The organism is Microbulbifer maximicatervae (SeqCode), assembly GCF_052467695.1.
This window is the reverse complement of record NZ_CP174320.1, coordinates 776,957-797,537: the sequence shown is the minus strand read 5'-3', so window position 1 is coordinate 797,537 and position 20,581 is coordinate 776,957. Positions and strand designations below refer to the sequence as shown.

Here is a 20,581-nt window from a genome sequence, read left to right as displayed (position 1 = left end):
GTTTATTGGCTGTTTATTGCGGAGTGATTATTTCTTGGGAGGTTTGTGCACTATTTCACATTGCGATATGAAGCTTACAATATTACTGATTTTGATCAATGGCTGATTAGTTTTCTATGGTAGATTCCACTCCCGATTTTGATATTGATTTTCTGAAGTAAGAAATACTTAGGTAAAAAAATGACTCAAGTACACGGAAGTTGCCTCTGTGGTTCAGTGACAATTAGCGCATCTTTACCCTCTTCAAATTTGGGGGTTTGTCACTGCGGTATGTGCAAAAAATGGGGCGGTGGTCCTCTGTTGGCGGTGGATTGTCAAACCAGTGTTGAGATTACCGGTGAGGAACATGTCAGTGTATTTGATTCATCAATTTGGGCTGAACGGGGTTTTTGTTCAAAGTGCGGTTCGCACCTCTTTTATCGCTTAAAGGAAACTTCCCAATACTCAGTGCCAGCGGGGATCTTTGATCTTCCGGCCGAGACAACAATGACCCATCAAATCTTTATCGATGAAAAGCCGGATTACTACGAATTTGCCAACGATACCCAGAAGATCACGGGGCTGGAGATAGTTACTGAGTACTCATGATAGTGAGTGCTCGCTATCTCTATGGGTATCTTTTAGTCAAGACGGAATATGCGCCCGGGATTCACTTTAGGGTTACTATAGCGTCCTAGGGCTGTATCGCCGCTTTCCTCAATGGTGATTTCAGCTTAGAAGGGTACCAAAAGGGTCATCTGCATGGGTTTCACTCACTGCGGCGGCTCTTTTAGCATCTTTGCGTTGGTATCCGGATGTCTCGTTCTGGAAGCACCTAATCTTTTAAGGTGCCGAGAGCATTAAGATGTAATCGGAAGGTAATACGGACTGGCTAAATTCCATGACTGAAACCCAAATTGTAGAAATTTTCCTGGCCAACCAATGGTGGTCCATCCTGGCGTTGGTGGTAATTGTAATTGGCGTAACTTTATGCTGGTTTGGTGGCCTGATGGCTGCGTTGACGGCCCTGGGTAACAAGCGCTGGGTTTGGGGGATTGTAACGATCGTCCTCGGGCCGATTACCGGCATTCCTTATGCACTGCGTTACAAAGAGGCGGAATATGCCCGATCGCTGATGCTGCGGGGTGTATGGGCCTTGCTGGTAGGTCTGATTATCGCCGGGGCTATCTTATTCTTTGGCCGTTAAAGGTTAATAGAGCGCTGGTTCTCAGGTGTCCAGCGCTCCTTCCTTCGATCGAATCATCTCTCCACAGACTTTAGACATTTTTAATCAGGCGATCAGTGCGCAGGCGCTCCCGCTTATCAAAGAGCTGTCTTGAGGCCAGGGCAACAGCGAGAAAAGTGCCGAAACCGGTGCCTGATGCAATCGCAAAAAGAATCAGGATTTGATATTTGACGGCAATTGTAGGGGAGGTGCCTGAGAGAATCTGCCCTGTCATCATTCCCGGTAAAAATACTATCCCAGCGGCAGCCATGGAATTAATTGTCGGCATCAATCCTGCACGCATCGCATCCCGCCGAAACTCCAAGCTGGCTTGTTGCCAGGTATGCCCCAGCATCAAGCGATTCTCAATAATATCCCTGGAGCGGTGCATACTTTCTGTTAGACGGTCCAGGCTTAGGGCAACACCAGTCATTGTATTCCCCAGCAACATACCTAAAAGTGGAATGGAATACTGGGGTTGGTACCAGGGGGTAGGGCCAATCAGTACGGCCAAACTCAATATGGTGATACTGAAAGCGGACACCAGCATTGATAAAGTGCCTACGGCAAAACTCCAGCCACCGAGCAGACGATACTTTTGTCGAGCTGCCACTTGCTGCCCGGCAAATAGCAGCATTGCCAAAGCCAGAAGTCCCACCCAAAGTAGGGTGCCAACTGCAAAAAGGGTTTCCAGTACCAGTCCTACCAGGGTGAGCTGGATAGCCGTGCGCAGAGCGGCAACAATTAACGATCTACTTAGTTGCAGCCGCGCTACATGAGTGCATACGGCTAGAGCCAATACCAACCCCGCTGCCAAAGACAGCTGCCACCAGGATAGGTCGATTACACTCATCGACGGATCTCCTGTTCTTCCAGTTGATTATCAACAATGGCCAAGTGGCGGTGAGCTACCCTTCGAATCTGCTCCTGGCTATGAGCTACCCAAATCGTAGGTAGCTTGTGCTCCTCAATGAGCCCTGTCAGCCATTGCTCTACCTCATGCGCAGATTTGGCGTCTAGGTTGGCCGTAGGCTCATCTAGAAGAAGCGCTTGAGGTTTATAGGATATTGCGCGAATAAGAGCCAGGCGCTGCTTTTCTCCCGAAGACAGTCGATTTACTTGCCACTTTACCGCGTCCTCAGGAAAGCCGAGAAGTTTAAGTGCATCATTCATGGGGGTTGCGAAGTGATCGCCGACAGTTTCTTCCCACCAGGCAGTCTGTGCAGGAACCAACATCACATGGCTTCTCCACTGGTGTGCCGGGTAAGCATTTTGAGATTTTCCACCCAGGGATATATCACCTGCGTGAGATTCCAGATCTGCTATGGCTCTAAGTAATCGGCTTTTACCTGCACCAGATTGACCGGATATGCAAGTAATTAAGCCGGGTTTTAGGGTAAAACTCGCGCCTTGCAGGGTGCCGATAGAAAGATCTTTGATTTTAAGGTCCGGCATGGATAGCCTTATAGATATTGGATACCAATAATTATCTCCGCATTGGTGCTCTGAGTGAAGTATTTATAGCTCTATTGAATGTTTATAATTTTTGCGTGGATAAGAAACCTTCATTTGGTTCTATCGTTTAAAAAAATATCAATATAAGAAATTGTATTTCTTGCTTAACAAGGAACCATGTTGAGAAAATTAATTATTTTTCTGATGTTTTCCTATATAGTTGTGACCAAAATATGATTATTTCTTATAGGCACTACTTTGAGTTGTTCAACATAGCTGAATCGAAAATTTTATGTTCTAAGACTATCCATTATGGACTTTATGAAAATCATGTTTATAGTCAGGATAATATAGATTCTTATGTGGTGAGTTGTTGAGCATTAAATTAAGTTTGTGGGTTGTGCGATATAAGTTATAGATTTTGCATTTTTCTTAATGATGTTTCTCGGGCTATACGCGAGCCCTTCTGTAAATATATTTAACATGTATATCTGCCCCTGCTATATGCGAATTTATTTAATTAATAAATTTGGTGGTAATGCGGGTTGTTGGAAAATTTTTGTTGTTGAATTAAAGTAATTGCCATGTTAGAAGGCGTGCGAATTTTATCCTGTTGTATTGTTGTATTGTTGTATTGTTGTATTGTTTTATTGCGATGATCGTATGTGGATAGATGTAGCAGGTTAAAGGGATAAATTATAAGAATATAGGAAGGGAATAAATGAAATACTCGTCGAAATCGACAGCAGTTATGGGACTGGCACTAGTTGCTGGGCTGTCGTTGCACTCTCCTGCTAGAGGCGAATCTGGAGTCACAGATAAGTTGTCTGGCAGTGAATTGATAGTTGCATCAAAACTAGATGGAGCTAATGCACTGGAGTTTTCTACTGGAATTGGTACTCAAGTAGAAAGTCAGCTGCTAGTAGATGCTATTCGTAAGCAGCTCTATTATAACGAAGCTGATTCAGTAAGTGCTGAGGCAGAGGATCCGCAAGGTGGGGTTTATTCTCGCGATAATGCAGCATTCCGTTATTTAGATTTAATGTATAGCTTGGATGGTAAATCTGAAGAGGTCATTAATAGCTATCTTAGCAGTGTCTCTCCCAAAGAGTTTTCTGATTTATATGGCGATCCTGAGCGTGCACGTATTTCTGTTGCTGAAGCTCTGATTTATGAACAGTTAGAGTTATACCCCACGAATTTAGACCTGCAACAGTCGTTACTGGATCTCTATTACGATCGAGCGGTCGCAGAAATTGTTCACGCCAATATTGCTCTGGATAAGGCGCTGTCCAGTCGTTTGAATGGAGAGCTGGCTACTATTGAAATTGAGCATGTCGGGAATGCCTTTACCCTGCTCAATAGTGCTTTCGTTGAGTATGTGGCTCTTGTAGAGAATACGCCCACTTATCTGCAGCAATTGACCAGTTCTCGGGGGCAAGTTAGCCCTCGATATTATGATTCGGTAACAAATACCCAAAACGATGTCGCCCCAGCCGGTGTTCTGCCCGGCGAGTACAAAGATATCACCTTGCTGTACCGGTTAATGGGTAATCTCGCGGCTGTAAAAGTACAGCAGGCAGGTTTATTGATAGAGTCAGACCAACTTAACTCTTCCTTGTCTACTCAAATGATCGATGAGATTTTATCTCTGCAGAATACTCTGGTAGCCAAGGAAGCTGAGTTACGCACTCTATTCTCCGACACTGATTTTACTGAAGTCTCTTCGCATTCCGGTTTACCTCAGGCGGTAGAGCAGTGGCATTTTCAACTTGATCAGCTGGAAAATGCTATGTCCTGGCTTACCGGTGATACCAACTTCCTCGGTATGTCGAAGTTAGCTGTGCCACATGGCTTTAGCAGCGATACACATTTTGATTCTTTCAATATATTGAGTCAGTTCCTCGATGGGGAAGACACAGGTTTTATTGTGCAGGCGGACAGTAGTCTTGCTTCTGCCAAGTTGGATTATGATAACTACCTCCATAATACCCAGGCATTAACAGAGGCCTATTCAGGGCGCCACCAACTATTATCTAATCGTATATATAGCCTGTTGGGTGCCACATTTATCGATAACTGCTATGAAAAGAGCTGTGTGTATGTAACTGATGATACCCGGAATAGCAGTGAAGTAGCCTCTTGGTCGCGAAATGTAGCGAATATCCAAGCTTCAATGAAGCTAAGTCTTCAGCGACTAAATAACCGTTTGGAAACAATCCAATCGGAAGTGGAGCGCTTAGCACTGGATGCCGGTGTTGAAGATGGCTTTGAGCAAATAGTTCTGGATTATCGTTCGCAACAGGACTCGCTTGGCCTTCAAATAAGTCGCCTTCGCGAGAGGCAAGATGCGCTCGAATCCCGTACCGTATTGTTTGAATCTTTGTCTACAGCCGCCCAGGATTATATGGATGGTAGCTGGGATGCTGTTAGTGACTTCGCAGATCATGTGAATACGCTTAACAGCACCATTGATGCTTTGGGTGATTTTATTTTGCTAGAGGATGCGAATACTGCCCTGGCAGCTGAGCACCGTGTAAAACTCTACGATAGCAGCGGTAAAATTTTAGAAGCTGGTAGTCGTTATAGATTGGAAAGCCTATGGTTTGAAGTAAATGCCATTGTTCTGGAACTTGCACAAAGTGAGGCGACATTGGTGCAGGAATCCAAGCGTCTACCTATGATTCTGGATCAAGCTAATCGCATGGTTGCAGATATAATCAATGATGCTCCAGAATTAGCTCAGCGCTATTTTGCGGACCTGATTCATTCACGTCGAGTCCCAAAAGAGGTCTTGAAAGCGGCCAACGATTTCGATCAAGCACAAAAATGGCTTCTTTATACTGCTGAGGCCCTTGAGTACAAATGGCAAAGACCATTTGTTATTCGCAATTTAGATATTAGTAAAGAGTCTGTATTCCATCTGCGTAATGCTGAGGATATGTGGGATCTTTACGGTATCATGATGGATTTTGATTGGCCTGGTACAGCCGCTTTGGACCAATTAACTGATACCTTTTCGATAAAAGAAGAGGTATTTGGTTACATCGATAATGTTAATGGTATTGCGCAAACCTACCTGCACCCAGATCCAAATCAACAAAGTGGTCCCCGCTTAAGTGCCCGGGAGGCTTTCCAAGAGCAGCTGAAATTACTGGCGCGCACTTTCGGGTCAGACACCTGGGTAACAATCGAGTTCAGCACAGTGAAAGAACCGGTTGGTAGTAACTTCTTTACTGGTCCGATGTTCCTTGAGGAGGGTGGATCGAGCTGTTTACTTGTTGGTGGGTCCTATATGGATAAGATTGAAACAATAGGCCTCAATATCCCCACCCTGTATAGCATCAGTGGTGAATCACAAACGCCTGCATACCTCACTTATGGCGGTGCCAGTGTTGTGCGGGACCGGTTCCCTGGTTATGAAATAACCAGGGATGACGGCGCTGCTGGTGTTGAGGGAGAGTTCAATACTTACAGTGCATTATTCTGGGATACTGCAGGGCTTTCCCAGCTGGCCGCTGTTAACAATAGCTATCGTGTATCTATGAGTGCAGCTTTGGATGTATTTGGATCTGGAGCAGGCTCTATCAATACAGTTACGGATTTATTCAAAGAGCGCAGTGTTGCGGCAACAGGCTGGCGTTTATCCTTCTTATTAGAAGATATTTACGGTCCACTGGTAGATGTTGAAGCAATCAAGGATATCGAGCTGATTTTTGCGCATCGTCTCAGGTCTCGCAATTACTCTACCTGTACGACCCCTCTGTAAAAGTCCTATTTCTTTGAGGGTACGTAAATATGAAAGGGGGATTGCGCAATTGCCGCAATCCCTTTTTTTAATTTAGTTCCCAATTTTAATTGTTTGAGTTTTTTGTGTAGGGGCGGCCAGCAATGAAGCAGTTTAAGTATAAAGAAATTCCTTTAGGTTCAACTCTACATCTTACAAAATATTTAAGAATTATTCGTAATAGTAGGAGTTGGAATTGGGGTTATTACGCTTGTATAGATCATAAAGTGATTTCCCCAATATATGATAAGTGGCTTTGCTTTCCTCAGGGCCGATATAACCCGGATTATCCAAAGCTAATTGAAGTCGGCTTGTATTCAGATGAGCTTATAGATGCAAAGTATCGTATTGGATGCTCATTTGATGGTGAGGTAGCACAATTGGCTTATACATTGGCTGAAGATTTACTTTCTAAAATTGAATCTTACTCAGATTTTAAAAAAATAGTAAATGATAGAGATGAAGGTATCTTTTTTAGAAGTATTGATACACAGATTTTTTTGAGGAGTTTCCTGATGCATGTAGAAAATGGAATGCCTATGGATGGAGCCTTGGCTGAGTCAGAAAAATATTTTGGCAAAGAGGTTATGAAAAGAGATTTCTTCAAGACATATTTTGAACAGAATGTAAATGATTATTAAAGGTAATAGCTAATATAAATTGAGACACTTAAGCTGTTGGGTCAACTAATTCTTACTGTAATCAAGTGGTTTACAGCAGGGCTTCGCTGGAAGTAATCCGTTATTTAAAGCTTCTTCTTGAGTAAATCATCGTGGTTCTGTTTTATCGTCTGATGTTAATGTTCTGCAAAATGGTCCCTGGCGATAAAGATACCCGTTGGGCTGCATGGCAGCCTTTGGCTCTATATGATGCTCTCTAACTGGCTCATATGGGCCAAACACAGGCGACAAATTTCGAATCGAGCCAATGATATAGCCCTTTACCGTCAGCTCCCTTTGAACCTCCCGCCTCAGTCCGCCATAATCCGCCCCTTCCGAACAAAATAACGAGTGCTGTATGACCGACACCTCTGTTTATGAGGCCACAGAGCGCCTGCCGTTAAAGGAGTACACCGAAAAGGCGTACCTGGATTACTCCATGTATGTGATCCTGGACCGCGCCCTGCCGAATATCGGTGACGGCCTTAAGCCTGTACAGCGGCGTATCGTGTACGCCATGAGTGAGCTGGGCCTGAAGAATACTGCCAAGTATAAGAAGTCCGCGCGCACCGTTGGTGATGTGATCGGTAAGTACCACCCCCACGGCGATAGCGCGGTGTACGAGGCGATGGTACTGATGGCGCAGCCGTTTAGTTATCGCTACCCCCTGATTGATGGCCAGGGCAACTGGGGCTCGCCGGATGATCCCAAGTCCTTTGCCGCGATGCGTTACACCGAGTCGCGCATGGGGAAATATTCGGAAGTGCTGCTGTCGGAGCTGGGTCAGGGCACTGTGGACTGGCAGCCCAACTTTGACGGCACCATGGATGAGCCCTGCGTTCTGCCTGCGCGGGTGCCCAATATTCTATTGAACGGTACCACCGGTATTGCCGTGGGTATGGCTACGGATATTCCCCCGCATAACTTGCGCGAAGTGGTCAACGCGACTGTAGAGCTGCTGGAAAATCCCAAGGCCACAGTGGAAGAGCTGTGTGAGCATATTCTCGGTCCGGATATGCCCACTGAGGCGGAGATTATTACGCCACGGGATGATATCCGTAAGATTTACACCTCCGGTCGCGGTTCTATCAAGATGCGCGCCCTGTGGGGCAAAGAAGACGGCGATATCGTCATTACTGCGCTGCCCCACCAGGTGAGCGGGGCCAAGATCCTGGAGCAGATTGCCCAGCAGATGCAGGCGAAGAAGCTGCCTATGGTGAGCGACCTGCGCGATGAGTCGGATCACGAAAACCCGACGCGCCTGGTAATTGTGCCGAAGTCCAATCGGGTGGATATGGAATCGGTGATGAATCACCTGTTTGCCACTACCGATCTTGAGCGCAACTACCGCGTCAATATGAATATGATCGGTATCGACGGGCGCCCGCAGGTGAAGTCCCTCGATAAAATCCTGCGGGAGTGGCTGACTTTCCGCGCCACTACCACCCGCCGTCGTCTGCAGTTCCGTCTGGATAAAGTTGAGAAGCGCCTGCACCTGTTGGCAGGTTTGCTGGTTGCCTTCCTCAATATTGATGAAGTGATCGAAATTATCCGTACCTGTGACGAGCCCAAGCAGGAGCTGATGGATCGCTTTGAGCTCACGGATATCCAAGCGGACTACATTCTCGATACCAAGCTGCGCCAGTTGGCGCGCCTCGAAGAGATGAAGATTCGCGGCGAGCAGGCGGAGCTGGAAAAAGAGCGAGATACCCTCACCAAAACCCTGAACAGCGAGCGCCGCCTCAAAACCCTGATCAAGAAAGAACTTCTAGCTGCTGCCAAAGAGTTTGGCGACGATCGCCGTTCCCCGATTGTGGCTCGTGAAGAGGCCAAGGCGTTTAGTGAATCAGAGCTGCTGTCTTCAGATCCCATCACCGTTATCGTTTCTGAAAAAGGTTGGATTCGCGCGGCCAAGGGCCATGAAATTGATGCGGCAGCGCTCAGTTATAAGGCGGGGGACAGTCTCGGTTTTGCCGCGCGGGGCAAGAGTAACCAGCCCGCGTTATTACTCGATAGCACCGGTCGCAGTTACTCCATTGCCTCCCACACTTTGCCTTCGGCACGAGGGCAGGGAGAACCCCTCAGCGGGCGTATTAATCCCCCCTCCGGTGCCACCTTTGAGGGCTTGTTGATGGGCCCTGATGAGCAGCGAGTGTTACTGGCTTCCGATGCGGGCTATGGCTTTATCGCCAAGCTCTCTGATTTGCAGTCGCGCAATAAGGCGGGTAAAGCCATGCTGACCCTGCCCAAGGGGGCTCAGGTGCTTTCCCCTCAATTGCTGGAGAGCCTCGATGACGTTCTGCTGGCAGCGGTGACCACCGAGGGGCGCATGTTGGTATTCCCGGTGACCGAATTGCCGGAGTTGTCCAAAGGCAAGGGCAACAAGATTATCAATATCACTTCGGCCCGAGCTGCGGCCCGCGAAGAGGTGGTCATTGGTGTTGCCGTATTGAAGGGCAGGGACCAGCTGGTCGTTCACGCCGGTAAGCGCCATACCAAGATCAAGATCTCGGAGATGGATCACTATCGCGGCGAGCGTGGCCGGCGCGGCAACAAGCTGCCCCGGGGCTTCCAGAAGGTCGATAAGATCGAGGTTCTGGAGAAATAGGCCTATCCCGGATGCAGGTCGAAAGGGCGGTCCTAGTGACCGCCTTTTTTAATGGGGTTTTGGGATATTGATAACTCGCACATTGATGAAATAATAAGCAGGCTTATAATGAGCGGCCTTAGACAGGGAGAGTAGATATGTCCAGGGAAGATGCCGTTACTGAAATGAGTTTTGAACTACACAGTGCAGCACGGCTGCTGCGGCGAAACTTTGACCGCAGAGCCAAGGACCATGGGCTGAGTGGATCCCGCTGGCAGGTGCTTTGGCATCTACTGCGCGAGGAGGGCCTCAAGCAGGCAGAGTTGGCCGAGCGCCTGGACCTAGCGCCGATCAGTCTGGCGCGCCAGCTGGATAACCTCCAGCAGGAGGGACTGGTGGAGCGGAGGCCCGATCCCGAGGACCGGCGCTGTTTCCGTATTTATCTGACGGAGCAGGCAATGCCGGCCCTTGAGTTACTGGGCGGTGTAGCCCAGCAGATCCGCAGTGAGGCACTGGCGGGCTTTTCCGCCACAGAGATGGATCAATTGCAGTCGCTGCTATTGCGGTTGCGCAAGAATTTGACACGTGAAGAGATTGAATGTGACTGAAAAGCTGTCCATTAAGCTAGACCGCGCCGGACAACGAGAGTTCGCACTCTCCTTTTTCCTGGTACTGGCCGTCCTGATAGGGGGATGGAACCTGTTGCGCGGTAGCGATATTGTCGAGACAGAGAACGCTTACGTGAAAGCGGACAAGATTTCCCTGGCGCCCGAGGTTAGTGGTGTTGTCACTCAGGTGCTGGTGAGTGCCAACCAGGTCGTGGAGAAAGGGCAATTATTGATTCAGATCGACCGCACGGCCTTCGAACTGGCGGTGACTGAGGCGGAGGCGCGCCTGGCCCAGGTGCGCAACGAATTGCTCGCTCGTCGTTCGGAATATGCTGAAGCAGATGCTGCGTTGCAGCAGGCACGCAAAGATGCGGACTTTTATCGCCGCCAGTTGGAGCGCAATGAAAAACTGAGCAAGGTGGCGTTTTCCGAGGCGGAGCTGGACAGCGCCCGCCAGCAGCTGGAGCGGGCCCGTGCACAGATCACCATTAATGCTGAGAAGCTCTCCAGCTTGCGCGCTGAACTGGGAGGTGATCCCAGTATTGCCCTGGAAGAGCAGGCAGATTTAAAAGTGGCTCAAGCGCAACTGGATACCGCCCGCTACCAGTTATCGCGCACGCGCATTATTGCTCCTGTGGATGGCACTATTGCCAATACCGTACCCAAGGTGGGGGAGATGGCCACTCTGGGCATTAACCTGCTGCAAATGATTGGCTCCACTGGCCTTTGGGTGGAGGCCAACCTGAAAGAGACTGAGCTGGGTCGCGTGCGCACGGGTCAGCAAGCGGAAGTGACCCTGGATGCCTACCCGGATTTTGAGTGGCAGGCTCAGGTGGACAGTATGAGCCCCGCCAGTGGCAGTGAGTTTGCTTCCACACCGCCGCAGAATGCCAGTGGCAAGTGGGAGAAAGTCGTGCAGCGGGTGCCTGTGCGATTGCGTCTATACCCCCTCAAGGATTCTCCGCCTCTGCGCGCAGGTATGAGCGCCAAGGTACGAATTGATACCAGTGAAGACGATAAAGTGGTGTCGGCCCGTGCAACGAGCGGTGAAAGCGGCAGGGTGGTGCTTTAACTGGGCTTGAGAGAGAGGTTTCTGGGCCCGATAGAACTCGGGCCCGAGAGCTGCACCTAGTTGCTTATTGAACTCGGTGCCAAGTTTGGGTGCGGTAGAGGAAGCCCAGGTAGCCGCGCAGCTTAAGGGTGTTGTCATCCTCCAGCCAGACTTTCAGGTCGTAAACCTTGCCTTTAACCGGGTCGAGAATTTCCCCGTCCTCGTATTTTTTCCCTTTCTTTTCCAGCCCGCTGATGACATCCATGCCGACAATGGGCTTACCTTTCAGGTCGCCTGGGCACTTGTCGCAAACGGTGTCGTTAGGCTTCATCAGAAGATCCACTACCTTGCCGTAATACTTCCCATCCTTTTCATAGATGTTGACGATGGACTTTGTCTCTCCGGTCTCGTCATCGATAGTGCGCCAGTTGCCCAGGATATCTGCAGCACTGGCCTGCAGGGCGAACAGCAGGCCAAAGGTGGCCAGAAGCAGGTTTCTAATCATCACTTATTTTCCTATGTAAAGTAGGGTGACCCAGATATTACATCAAGTCACCTACGAGGGCAGTGGGCTAGTCGTCATCAGGTAAAATCTAACAGTCAAAAAGTAGCATTTGGCCACATATCCCTGCCTTTTCTTTCTATTTGTCCCAATTTCGGGACCTTTGTGAGTTATCCAAAGGCACCTTCAAGAGGAACAGCTCAAGGGGATACGCTTGCCGGATTCTGGCGGTGCACTGGCCCAGACTTCTCGCTCCGGGTGCTCGGCGAAAGGGGATTGCAGTAACTGGCGCAGAGTCCGCAAAGGATGATAGTCGCCATCTTCAGCAGCCTCGATGACCTTCTGTGCCAAATAATTGCGCAGAATGTATTTCGGGTTGACTGACAGCATGGCTAGATTGCGCTCCCGGGAGTTATTTGTCTCCCGGGTGAGGCGGCGATCATAGTGCTCCAGCCACTGATCCAGGGCGCTGTGGTGAGAGGGTTTGAGTAACTCGTGTAAAGCGCTGGCCGGACGCTCCCCCCGGTAGTGGGCCAGGGCGCGGAAAAACAGGCTGTAGTCAGCCTCGCCGTGTTGAAGCAACTTCAGCAGTTCCGAGCAGAGGGCCTGGTCGCCATCCTCTTCTTTTTCCAGGCCCAGTTTGGCCCGCATACGTTGCGCATAGGCCTCGCTTACCACCGGCTGGAATTGCTCCAGGCATTCGCGCAGAGCGTCTACACCGACAAAGGCCGACAGTGAATGGGCTAGAGCATTCAGGTTCCACAGTACGACACCAGGCTGTTGCTCAAAGGCGTAGCGGCCGGTGTGGTCGGAGTGGTTGCAGATAAAAGTGGGGTCGTAGTCGTCCAGGAAGGCGTAGGGCCCGTAGTCAAAGGTGTCGCCAATAATCGACATGTTATCGGTGTTGAGCACGCCGTGGGCAAAGCCTTCGGACTGCCAGGCTGCCACTAGCTCTGCACTGCGGCGGGTGGTAAAGCGCAGCAGTGCTTCAGCTTGGTCGCCCACTGCTATACCCTCTGTACCCGGTATAAAGCGCCGGCAAATAACCCCGATCAACTCCTGTAGGGCCTCCAGTTGCTTGGTGTAAAACAGGTATTCAAAGTGACCGAAACGCACATGGCTTTCCGCCACTCGGATCAGCATGGCCCCGGTTTCGATTTTCTCTCGGGTGACTGGTTCGTCGCTTCCGACAATGCACAGTGCCCGGGTGCTGGGAATACCGAGGCCGTAGAGTGCCTCACTGGCGAGGTACTCCCGTATGGTGGAGCGCAATACTGCGCGGCCATCGCCAAAGCGGGAGTAGGGCGTTTTTCCTGCACCCTTTAAATGCAGTTCCCAGCGCCGGCCTTCACTCTCGATTTCACCCAACAGCAGTGCTCGCCCATCCCCCAGGTCCGGGTTGTAGACCCCGAACTGGTGACCGGTGTATTTCATCGCAAATGGGCGGCTTCCCTTAAACAGGCGGGCGCCGCAGCCCAGCTCGGCCCAGGCGGGGGCAGATTTCTCGTTGGGATCTATTCCCAATAGTTGCAGCACTGAAGGGTTGGTATCGATTACCTTGGGGTGGCGGAAAGGAGTGGGTGCTATGGGGGTGCCAAAGGCTTCCCCCATATCCGCATAGTGGTGTTCGAGAGTGACTTCGCTCAGTTTCATAGCTTTTGATTGTAGGGTGAATATTTGCGTAAAACGCCAGTGTTCAGAGTGGCTCACAAGGGCCCCTGGCTCTTATACCGCCGTTATCTGTAGGGGCCGATTCTGTGAGCGCCAGTGTTGCTCTTCCTGCTCCAACAATTCTGCAATTGCCGGGCTATCCTCCAGCCACTGTTGATCGGCTTCCAGGTGATAGGCGTCTCCCTGGTCATATAGCTTTAAGCCGTCCAGGCTGCGTTCGGTGCGGTCCCGGTGAATAATACATCCGAGGCGCAGGCATAACAGAAGGTCTGGGCTGGGGTGGAAGCCATAGTGCTCCCGTGGCGGTTTGATTCTTCCCCGTTGGTTGTGCACCAGATAGGCCAGGTGCTCCTGTTCACTTTTGGCAAATCCGGCCATATCGGCGTGTTTAACCATATAGGCCCCCAGCTTGCGGAAGCTGCTGTGAGTTAGGGCCAGGCCGGTTTCGTGCAACTGGATAGCCCAGTGCAGTCGCACCTTGCCTTCTGGTGGGTACTGGGGGCGCAACTGCTGCAGGAGCTTGAGTGAGGTGGAACTGACACGTTTAGCCTGGTTGGTATCTACCTGCCAGCGCTCTACCATGGCGGCAATCGTATCTGCACGTCGATCCCCGCCGTGCAAGCGCCCGGCCAAGTCGTGCACTATGCCCTCGCGGATTGCATAGGGGGAGACTTCCATACGCATAATGTCGAGTTCGCAGAATATTGCATGCAGTATCGCTAAGCCGGCAGCGAATACCGGGCGACGCTCTTCATCCAGGTAGGGCAAATCCAGGTCCGCGATATGTTTGGCGGAGGAAACCCGGTGCGCAAGCTGATCGATATCCCCGCGCTTGATCGCCTTTACTTCACCATCATTGCAAATCCTGGCAACCGCTTTGATAGTCCCGGAGCAACCGGTAACTTCCGCGCCTTCGGCAATATGCTGTAGCTCCTGCAATTCGGCCCGCGCCGCTCGCCGCGCGCGCTGGAAGTGGTTTACAGTGTTGCGGCTGATCAGGCCATCGGCGAAGAAACGTTTACTGTAGGAAACACAGCCTATATCCAGGCTTTCCAGTTGCTGTGGAGTATCACCACCGCGAACCAGCTCCGTAGAGCCACCGCCAATATCAATAATGCAGCGCAAGCGAGGGGGGCCATTGGCGGCGGCGAGAACCCCGGTGAAGATCAGGCGGGCCTCCTCGATACCGCTGATAATTTCCACTGGCACACCGAGTATTGATTCCACTTCTTCCAAAAAGCCATCGGCATTGGCCGCAGCCATACGCAGTGTATTTGTACCCACGACACGCACATGGTCGAGGGGCAGTTTATCCATCACTGGTTGAAAGCGTTGCAGAGCAGCCAGGGCACGTTCGGTTACTGCCGGGTCCAAGTGGTGGTTAATATCCAGCCCCTCGGCCAGGCGCACCATGGCTCTGTCTGTGTGCAGGCGTACCATGCGCTGATCGCGAAATTCCGCCAGGAGCAGATGAAAACTGTTTGAGCCCAAATCTAGGGCGGCATAGCGTTCGTTTGGAGCTTGCATCAATATCCCGTTGAAAGCGCTAATGTATGGAGCCGGACGCTCTATTATTCATTTTGCCACTTTTCAGTCCAATAGTGGGTGCAGTCAATTTACAGCGCACCAAAAAGGCGCAACCTATAAAAGTGTTACAAAATTATTAAATATCTTTTATAAATAAAAGATATTTTTTATTTATTTGTGCCAATTTATGGACTGAAACAGTGTGGCAGAAAACTGTGAAGCCATACTAGATCGTTATATTGCTATAGGCGCTTGCTCACAGCCACATTTCAGTGGCATATTTCTTTACTTAATCTTGACCCTCAGCCCCGTGTTAAGGCCGCTTCCAGAATAATCTGGATTTTTAAACTGCCGTCAGATACTGGGTGCGTTTTATGGTTTTGCAATGTCTAACGATGTGCCTCTATTTCCCAAAGAGTTGAGCTGGCTTTCATTTAACGAGCGTGTTTTACAGGAGGTGGAAGATGAAAGTGTGCCTGTTATTGAGCGCGTACATTTTTTGGGAATCTTCTCTAATAACTTGGATGAGTTTTTCCGTGTGCATGTTGCAGCGGTACGTCGTTTAGCAGCCTTTTCCGTTGGCGGAGAAAAGAAGGAATATTACAGTAATCTATTGCAATCGATTAATAATCGAGTATTGAGGTTACAGTTGCGCTATGCGAAGGCCTATAACAAAGCTTTAAAGGATCTGGCAAAGCATGATATCCATGTGGTTAGGGAGACTTCGCTTAGCGATAACCAGCGCCAGTTTGTAGAAAGTTACTTTCACCGGGAAGTGCTGCCTGAGTTGGAACCATTCTTTATCGATGGGCGCAAGCCCATGCCTTTGATTAATGAAACCAGTATCTATTTTGCGATAGCACTTGAGTTGGATGATGGTACCGAGCGCTATGTGGCAATGGAGATTCCTACGGATACACTTCCCCGCTTTGTGGAGATTCCTCCACGGGAGGGGAAGCGGGAGAAAGTCTACATCGTTCTCGATAATATTATCCGGGGATGCCTTAAAGAAATATTTCGCCATGTGGTGCCTATCGCTAAAGCCAGCGCCTATACCTTTAAGATCAGTCGCGATGCTGAGTTGGAGTTAAGTGAAGAGGTAACCCAGAATATTCTCGACCGAATGGAGCGCTCACTAAAAAAGAGAAAGCGTGCAGATCCGGTGCGTATGGCATACGATGGTGATATGCCTGAGGCTTTACTGGAGTTGGTAAAGAAGAAACTGAAAATGGGGCGTTATGATACCTATACCCCCGGTGGGCGTTATCACAATTCTAAAGATTTGATGAAATTTCCGGGAGAATCCGCCCGACTTCGCTATAAGCGCCTCACACCACTGCCAGCCTTACCGAAAAATGAAAGTGTATTTTCACAGCTATGCGCAGGGGATCGGCTTTATTATTATCCCTATTATGACTTCCATGCGATTGTCAATTTCCTGGCATCTGCCGCACTAGACCCTCAGGTAAAAGAAATTCGGATTAATCTCTACCGGGTAGCAAAGAACTCCCGTGTAGTTGCGGCTCTGGTAAATGCGGTTCGCAATAACAAAAAAGTGACTGCGGTGGTGGAGTTGCGGGCGCGCTTTGATGAAAAGGCCAATATCCATTGGTCCCATGAGTTGAGCGATGCCGGGGTGAATGTAGTGTATGGCATGCCCAATCTCAAAGTACATTGCAAGTTAATTTCTGTGCTTCGTCGCGAGGATGGCAAAGACCGTTTCTACAGCCATCTAGGCACCGGTAACTTTAATGAGAATACAGCGAAGGTCTATTGCGATTTTAGCTTATTGACCAATAACCAGGAGCTGGGTCGGGACGTGTACAATGTATTTGAGTTTATGCAGGCACCGCGTAAGCGCCCTTCTTTTAAACGTATTATCACTTCACCATTTTTCTATCGGGATGCGATTACTGCAGCGATAGATCGTGAAATTGATGCCGCCCAGGCAGGGAAGGAAGCGGCGCTATTTTTCAAGTGCAATAACCTTGTGGATAGCCAGATTATTGAGCAGCTGTATCGTGCCAGTGCCGCAGGTGTAAAAATTCGTATTATCGTTCGTGGGATGTGTGCATTGGTTTGTGAGACTCCGGGCGTATCAGACAATATTCGTATTATCAGTTTGGTAGATAAGTACCTGGAGCATGCCAGAGTCTATATTTTTCACAATGGTGGTGATGAGCTGATGTGGTTGTCTTCGGCGGACCTGATGAAACGAAACCTGGATCAGCGAGTTGAAGTCACTTTCCCGCTTATGAATCCGGAGCACCAGGCTACAGTTCGCAAAATTATGGAATTGCAGTGGAGTGATAATCAGAAGGCACGGCTGATTGATGCCAGGCAAACAAATTCCAAGTTAGCTAATGAGGGACGAAAAGGTTGTCGATCTCAGGATGCCATCTATCGCTTTTTAAAGCAGCGCGAGGCGGAGTAGTATAGATCGTCAGTAATGGGCTGTAGACCTTCCCTAGATAAAAAGGTGACCCTTCAGTTTGTCTGTGGGGTCACAAATACCATTTGCACTGCTAACATCATTATTCTACCCAATTTAGGCTATCACTCATGATAGAGTGCATCTTTCCTTTATTTATTGATCCCGCTACCAAGATAGAAGCTCTACTGTTGGTTTTATAGCCGATATCACAAGGAGTGAATCCAAAAATACGCTGTCACCTTGTTCTATTATTTTATAGTTAGCCAGATTTTAAGCTCTGTACCAGTAGGGCGGATTTGGGGAGGCTGGTATCTGTATTTTGGTGATCAATAGTAGAAGCGTTGGTGAAGTGCTCTATCTATGCTGAATGATATTCCTCTATTTCCCAGCGAATTAAGCTGGCTATCTTTTAATGAGCGAGTACTACAGGAAGCCGAGGATGAAACAGTCCCGGCTATCGAACGGGTACACTTTCTCGGAATTTTCTCCCAGAATATGGATGAGTTTTTCCGCATTAAGGTTGCTGGTGTACGGAGGTTGGCGAGTATTGATTCTGGTGTGGGGCAGAGGGAGCACTTTTCCCAGCTATTGAAAACTATTAATGATCGTATTTTGACGCTTGAAAAGCGCTATGCCGAAGCTTATGTCAAAGTGTTATCGGGATTGAAAAAGCATAGTATTTATCTTGTTCGAGAAGATAGTTTAAATAGCCATCAGTTGGGATTTGTAAAAAATTATTTCCATAGTCTGGTTTTACCGGAGTTAGAGCCTTTTTTTATCGATGGCAGATCAGCAATGCCATTGCTGAGTGACAACAATATCTATTTCGCTATCACTTTGAATTTAAAAGGGGAGCCAAGCAGATATGCAGTTATGGAGATTCCTACTGCTATTCTTCCCCGGTTCCTGGAAATTCCATCGCGACAAGGCAGGAAAGAGAAAGTTTACATCGTTCTGGATAATATTATTCGAGTGTGCTTGGAAGAAGTCTTCCGCAATGTCCTGCCTATTCTTTCTGCCAAGGCATATATGTTCAAGATAAGTCGGGATGCAGATATTGAGCTGGGGGAGTATGTCAACCGGGATATTCTCGAACGTGTTGAACGGTCGCTCAAACAGCGTAAGCGTGCAGAGCCGGTACGTCTTGCTTACGACATGGAAATGCCTAATACACTGTTGGAGCTGATTAAGAAAAAGCTGAAGATGGGATCCAGGGATAGTTATACCCCTGGTGGGCGTTATCACAACTCCAAAGATCTTATGGGCTTTGCCCCGGACTCCAAAAGTTGTCGGTATAGAAGGCCGGCACCGCTCTTGGCTTTATCCACCAGTGAAAATATTTTTGACCAATTGCAAGACGATGATGGATTGTTCTGTTATCCGTATCATGATTTTTGGGCAATAACAAATTTCCTTGCTTCGGCCTCTATTGACCCGCAGGTAAAAGAGATACGTATTACTTTGTATCGAATGGCGAAAAACTCAAGGGTAATCGCGGCGTTAATTAATGCGGCTAGAAATAATAAAAAAGTAATTGCGGTTGTTGAATTGCGGGCGAGTTTTGATGAAAAAGCCAATATTTATTGGTCCCGTAAATTAATAGAAGCAGGAGTGTTGGTTGTTTACGGTGTTCCAGAAATGGAGGTTCATGCGAAGTTAATTTCTGTAGTTCGCCGTGAACAGGGAAAGAATCGCTTTTATACCCAGTTGGGAACAGGGAATTTTAACGAGAGTACTGCTCGTGTCTACTGTGATTTCAGTGTATTGACTAATGATCAGGGAGTGGGGCGCGACATCTATAACTTGTTTGAATTTATGCGATTCCCCAATACAAAACAGGTTTTCAAGCATATTATCGTTTCTCCTTTCTCATTGAGAAGTTCGTTTGAGCAGGCCATAAACCGGGAAATAGAGGCTGCCCTTGCTGGGCGTAAAGCTGGCATATTCTTTAAGTGCAACAGCCTGATAGACAGCAAGCTGATTGCCCACCTTTATCGGGCGAGCGCTGCGGGAGTAGAGATTCGATTACTCGTTCGCGGTGAGTGCTCTTTGGTATGCGACACTCCTGGATTATCCGACAATATTAAGGTGATCAGTTTGGTGGATAAGTTTCTGGAGCATGCAAGGATTTATGTGTTTCATAATGGTGGCGATGAACTGATGTGGATGTCCTCTGCAAACCTGAAAAACCGCTGTCTGGATCAACGGATCGAAGTCACTTACCCGGTGACCAATTCTCGACACCTCCGAACCATTAAGAAGATCATGGAATTACAGTGGCATGATAATCAGAAGGCCCGCTTAATTGATGCCGGTCAAACCAATACCAGATTGGCTAATGAAGGGAGTAGAGGTTGTCGGGCCCAGGACGCTATTTACCGCTACTTGAAGAAGCATTCCCAGAGGTACTAAAAAAGGCAGAAGGGAATTGTACGGTGCCCAAGGGTGTATGGGCATAGATGCTTTACAGACCTAACTGGGTGTCTTCACCGCATGTCTCAAATACTGTCTATCACGCTAGAGGCAACTCTTTTCTTTAGTTGGGGCTAAATCCCACCAGTTGTCCATCACTAAATGAAAAACGATAGCCCTGGCCCACATTCAGCCGCTGGCCGCAGGGGGATTGAATCGTAATACGGGGATATTGTGGTGTTGAGATCCAGGTCGCAAAGTCGCCTCTGGGTCCTCGTCCCAGCAGCTGGTAATAATCTCCGTAGTTACAGAAGGCTGCTGGCGTACACCTTTCCGCGCCCCAGACATAGGCAATCACGTCGAACTGTTGGGGGAGGCCGTATGACTCTACGAATGGTTGTCGCGGATTTTCGGTAAAAGTAAACACTTCATCAAAGGACAGGGTTGGAAACCCCCGAGCGGGGGTTGCGCAGCTAACTACGTGGGGTTTTCCTGTGATTCGTGCGTAAGGTGGTGGGCGCTTTGCCGGCGGAAGCTTACCGGGGATGGACATCTCGCTGGGGAAATAGCCGCAACCGCTGGTCGTCAGCAGGGAAACAGTTGCGGCAACTAGAGCCCAGCGAAAAATATGCACGGATTATCCGCTCCCTTGGAAAAGTCCTCCTACCAATATAGTCATAGATT

At 48.9% G+C, this 20,581-nt stretch carries 15 protein-coding genes; 9 read left to right on the top strand and 6 right to left on the bottom strand.

What is annotated here, in order from left to right:
* The first annotated feature begins 180 nt into the window (after positions 1 to 180).
* Positions 181 to 588: a GFA family protein gene (locus ACJJI8_RS03375; RefSeq protein WP_413663447.1), complete on the top strand. Its 408-nt coding sequence runs from the start codon at positions 181 to 183 to the stop codon at positions 586 to 588.
* Positions 589 to 880: 292 nt separating this feature from the next.
* Positions 881 to 1,186, top strand: coding sequence for a hypothetical protein (locus tag ACJJI8_RS03370; RefSeq protein WP_282931129.1), 306 nt, complete (start codon positions 881 to 883; stop codon positions 1,184 to 1,186).
* 70 nt (positions 1,187 to 1,256) lie between these two features.
* Here the strand turns inward: ACJJI8_RS03370 and ACJJI8_RS03365 are convergent, their stop codons facing one another.
* The gene (locus ACJJI8_RS03365; RefSeq protein WP_444934272.1) at positions 1,257 to 2,057 is read right to left on the bottom strand and encodes an ABC transporter permease; all 801 of its coding nucleotides are present in this window, start codon (positions 2,055 to 2,057) and stop codon (positions 1,257 to 1,259) included.
* Positions 2,054 to 2,659: an ABC transporter ATP-binding protein gene (locus ACJJI8_RS03360; RefSeq protein ID WP_444934271.1), complete on the bottom strand. Its 606-nt coding sequence runs from the start codon at positions 2,657 to 2,659 to the stop codon at positions 2,054 to 2,056. The genes ACJJI8_RS03365 and ACJJI8_RS03360 overlap by 4 nt, the downstream gene beginning before the upstream one ends.
* 721 nt (positions 2,660 to 3,380) lie before the next feature.
* Here ACJJI8_RS03360 and ACJJI8_RS03355 point away from each other — a divergent pair.
* The 5 genes from ACJJI8_RS03355 to ACJJI8_RS03335 all read left to right on the top strand — a co-directional run bounded on the left by ACJJI8_RS03355 (position 3,381) and on the right by ACJJI8_RS03335 (position 11,372).
* Positions 3,381 to 6,428 carry a hypothetical protein gene (locus ACJJI8_RS03355; RefSeq protein ID WP_444934270.1) on the top strand — a complete coding sequence of 1,016 codons (3,048 nt, stop codon included), beginning with the start codon at positions 3,381 to 3,383 and terminating at the stop codon, positions 6,426 to 6,428.
* 122 nt (positions 6,429 to 6,550) lie between these two features.
* The gene (locus tag ACJJI8_RS03350; RefSeq protein WP_444934269.1) at positions 6,551 to 7,087 is read left to right on the top strand and encodes a hypothetical protein; all 537 of its coding nucleotides are present in this window, start codon (positions 6,551 to 6,553) and stop codon (positions 7,085 to 7,087) included.
* Between the two features lie 376 nt (positions 7,088 to 7,463).
* Positions 7,464 to 9,713 (top strand): DNA topoisomerase IV subunit A, encoded by a 2,250-nt coding sequence (parC, locus tag ACJJI8_RS03345; protein WP_444934268.1) that lies wholly within the window; start codon positions 7,464 to 7,466, stop codon positions 9,711 to 9,713.
* Positions 9,714 to 9,850: 137 nt separating this feature from the next.
* Entirely contained in the window at positions 9,851 to 10,300 is a 450-nt protein-coding gene (locus ACJJI8_RS03340; RefSeq protein ID WP_444934267.1) for a MarR family winged helix-turn-helix transcriptional regulator, read from the top strand.
* Positions 10,293 to 11,372, top strand: coding sequence for an HlyD family secretion protein (locus ACJJI8_RS03335; RefSeq protein ID WP_282931136.1), 1,080 nt, complete (start codon positions 10,293 to 10,295; stop codon positions 11,370 to 11,372). The genes ACJJI8_RS03340 and ACJJI8_RS03335 overlap by 8 nt, the downstream gene beginning before the upstream one ends.
* Before the next feature lie 64 nt (positions 11,373 to 11,436).
* Here the strand turns inward: ACJJI8_RS03335 and ACJJI8_RS03330 are convergent, their stop codons facing one another.
* The 3 genes from ACJJI8_RS03330 to ACJJI8_RS03320 all read right to left on the bottom strand — a co-directional run bounded on the left by ACJJI8_RS03330 (position 11,437) and on the right by ACJJI8_RS03320 (position 15,051).
* Entirely contained in the window at positions 11,437 to 11,856 is a 420-nt protein-coding gene (locus tag ACJJI8_RS03330) for a DUF2147 domain-containing protein (protein WP_108734638.1), read from the bottom strand.
* A gap of 183 nt (positions 11,857 to 12,039) precedes the next feature.
* Entirely contained in the window at positions 12,040 to 13,563 is a 1,524-nt protein-coding gene (locus ACJJI8_RS03325) for a protein adenylyltransferase SelO (RefSeq protein ID WP_444934266.1), read from the bottom strand.
* A 15-nt stretch (positions 13,564 to 13,578) separates the two neighbouring features.
* The gene (locus ACJJI8_RS03320; RefSeq protein ID WP_444934265.1) at positions 13,579 to 15,051 is read right to left on the bottom strand and encodes a Ppx/GppA phosphatase family protein; all 1,473 of its coding nucleotides are present in this window, start codon (positions 15,049 to 15,051) and stop codon (positions 13,579 to 13,581) included.
* Between the two features lie 385 nt (positions 15,052 to 15,436).
* Here ACJJI8_RS03320 and ppk1 (ACJJI8_RS03315) point away from each other — a divergent pair, with 385 nt between their 5' ends.
* Together ppk1 (ACJJI8_RS03315) and ppk1 (ACJJI8_RS03310) are read left to right on the top strand one after the other, a co-directional pair.
* Positions 15,437 to 17,485: a polyphosphate kinase 1 gene (gene ppk1, locus ACJJI8_RS03315; RefSeq protein ID WP_444934264.1), complete on the top strand. Its 2,049-nt coding sequence runs from the start codon at positions 15,437 to 15,439 to the stop codon at positions 17,483 to 17,485.
* A 360-nt stretch (positions 17,486 to 17,845) separates the two neighbouring features.
* Positions 17,846 to 19,897, top strand: coding sequence for a polyphosphate kinase 1 (gene ppk1, locus ACJJI8_RS03310; protein WP_444907178.1), 2,052 nt, complete (start codon positions 17,846 to 17,848; stop codon positions 19,895 to 19,897).
* A 124-nt stretch (positions 19,898 to 20,021) separates the two neighbouring features.
* Here the strand turns inward: ppk1 (ACJJI8_RS03310) and ACJJI8_RS03305 are convergent, their stop codons facing one another.
* Entirely contained in the window at positions 20,022 to 20,531 is a 510-nt protein-coding gene (locus ACJJI8_RS03305) for a hypothetical protein (protein WP_444934263.1), read from the bottom strand.
* Positions 20,532 to 20,581 lie beyond the last annotated feature (50 nt).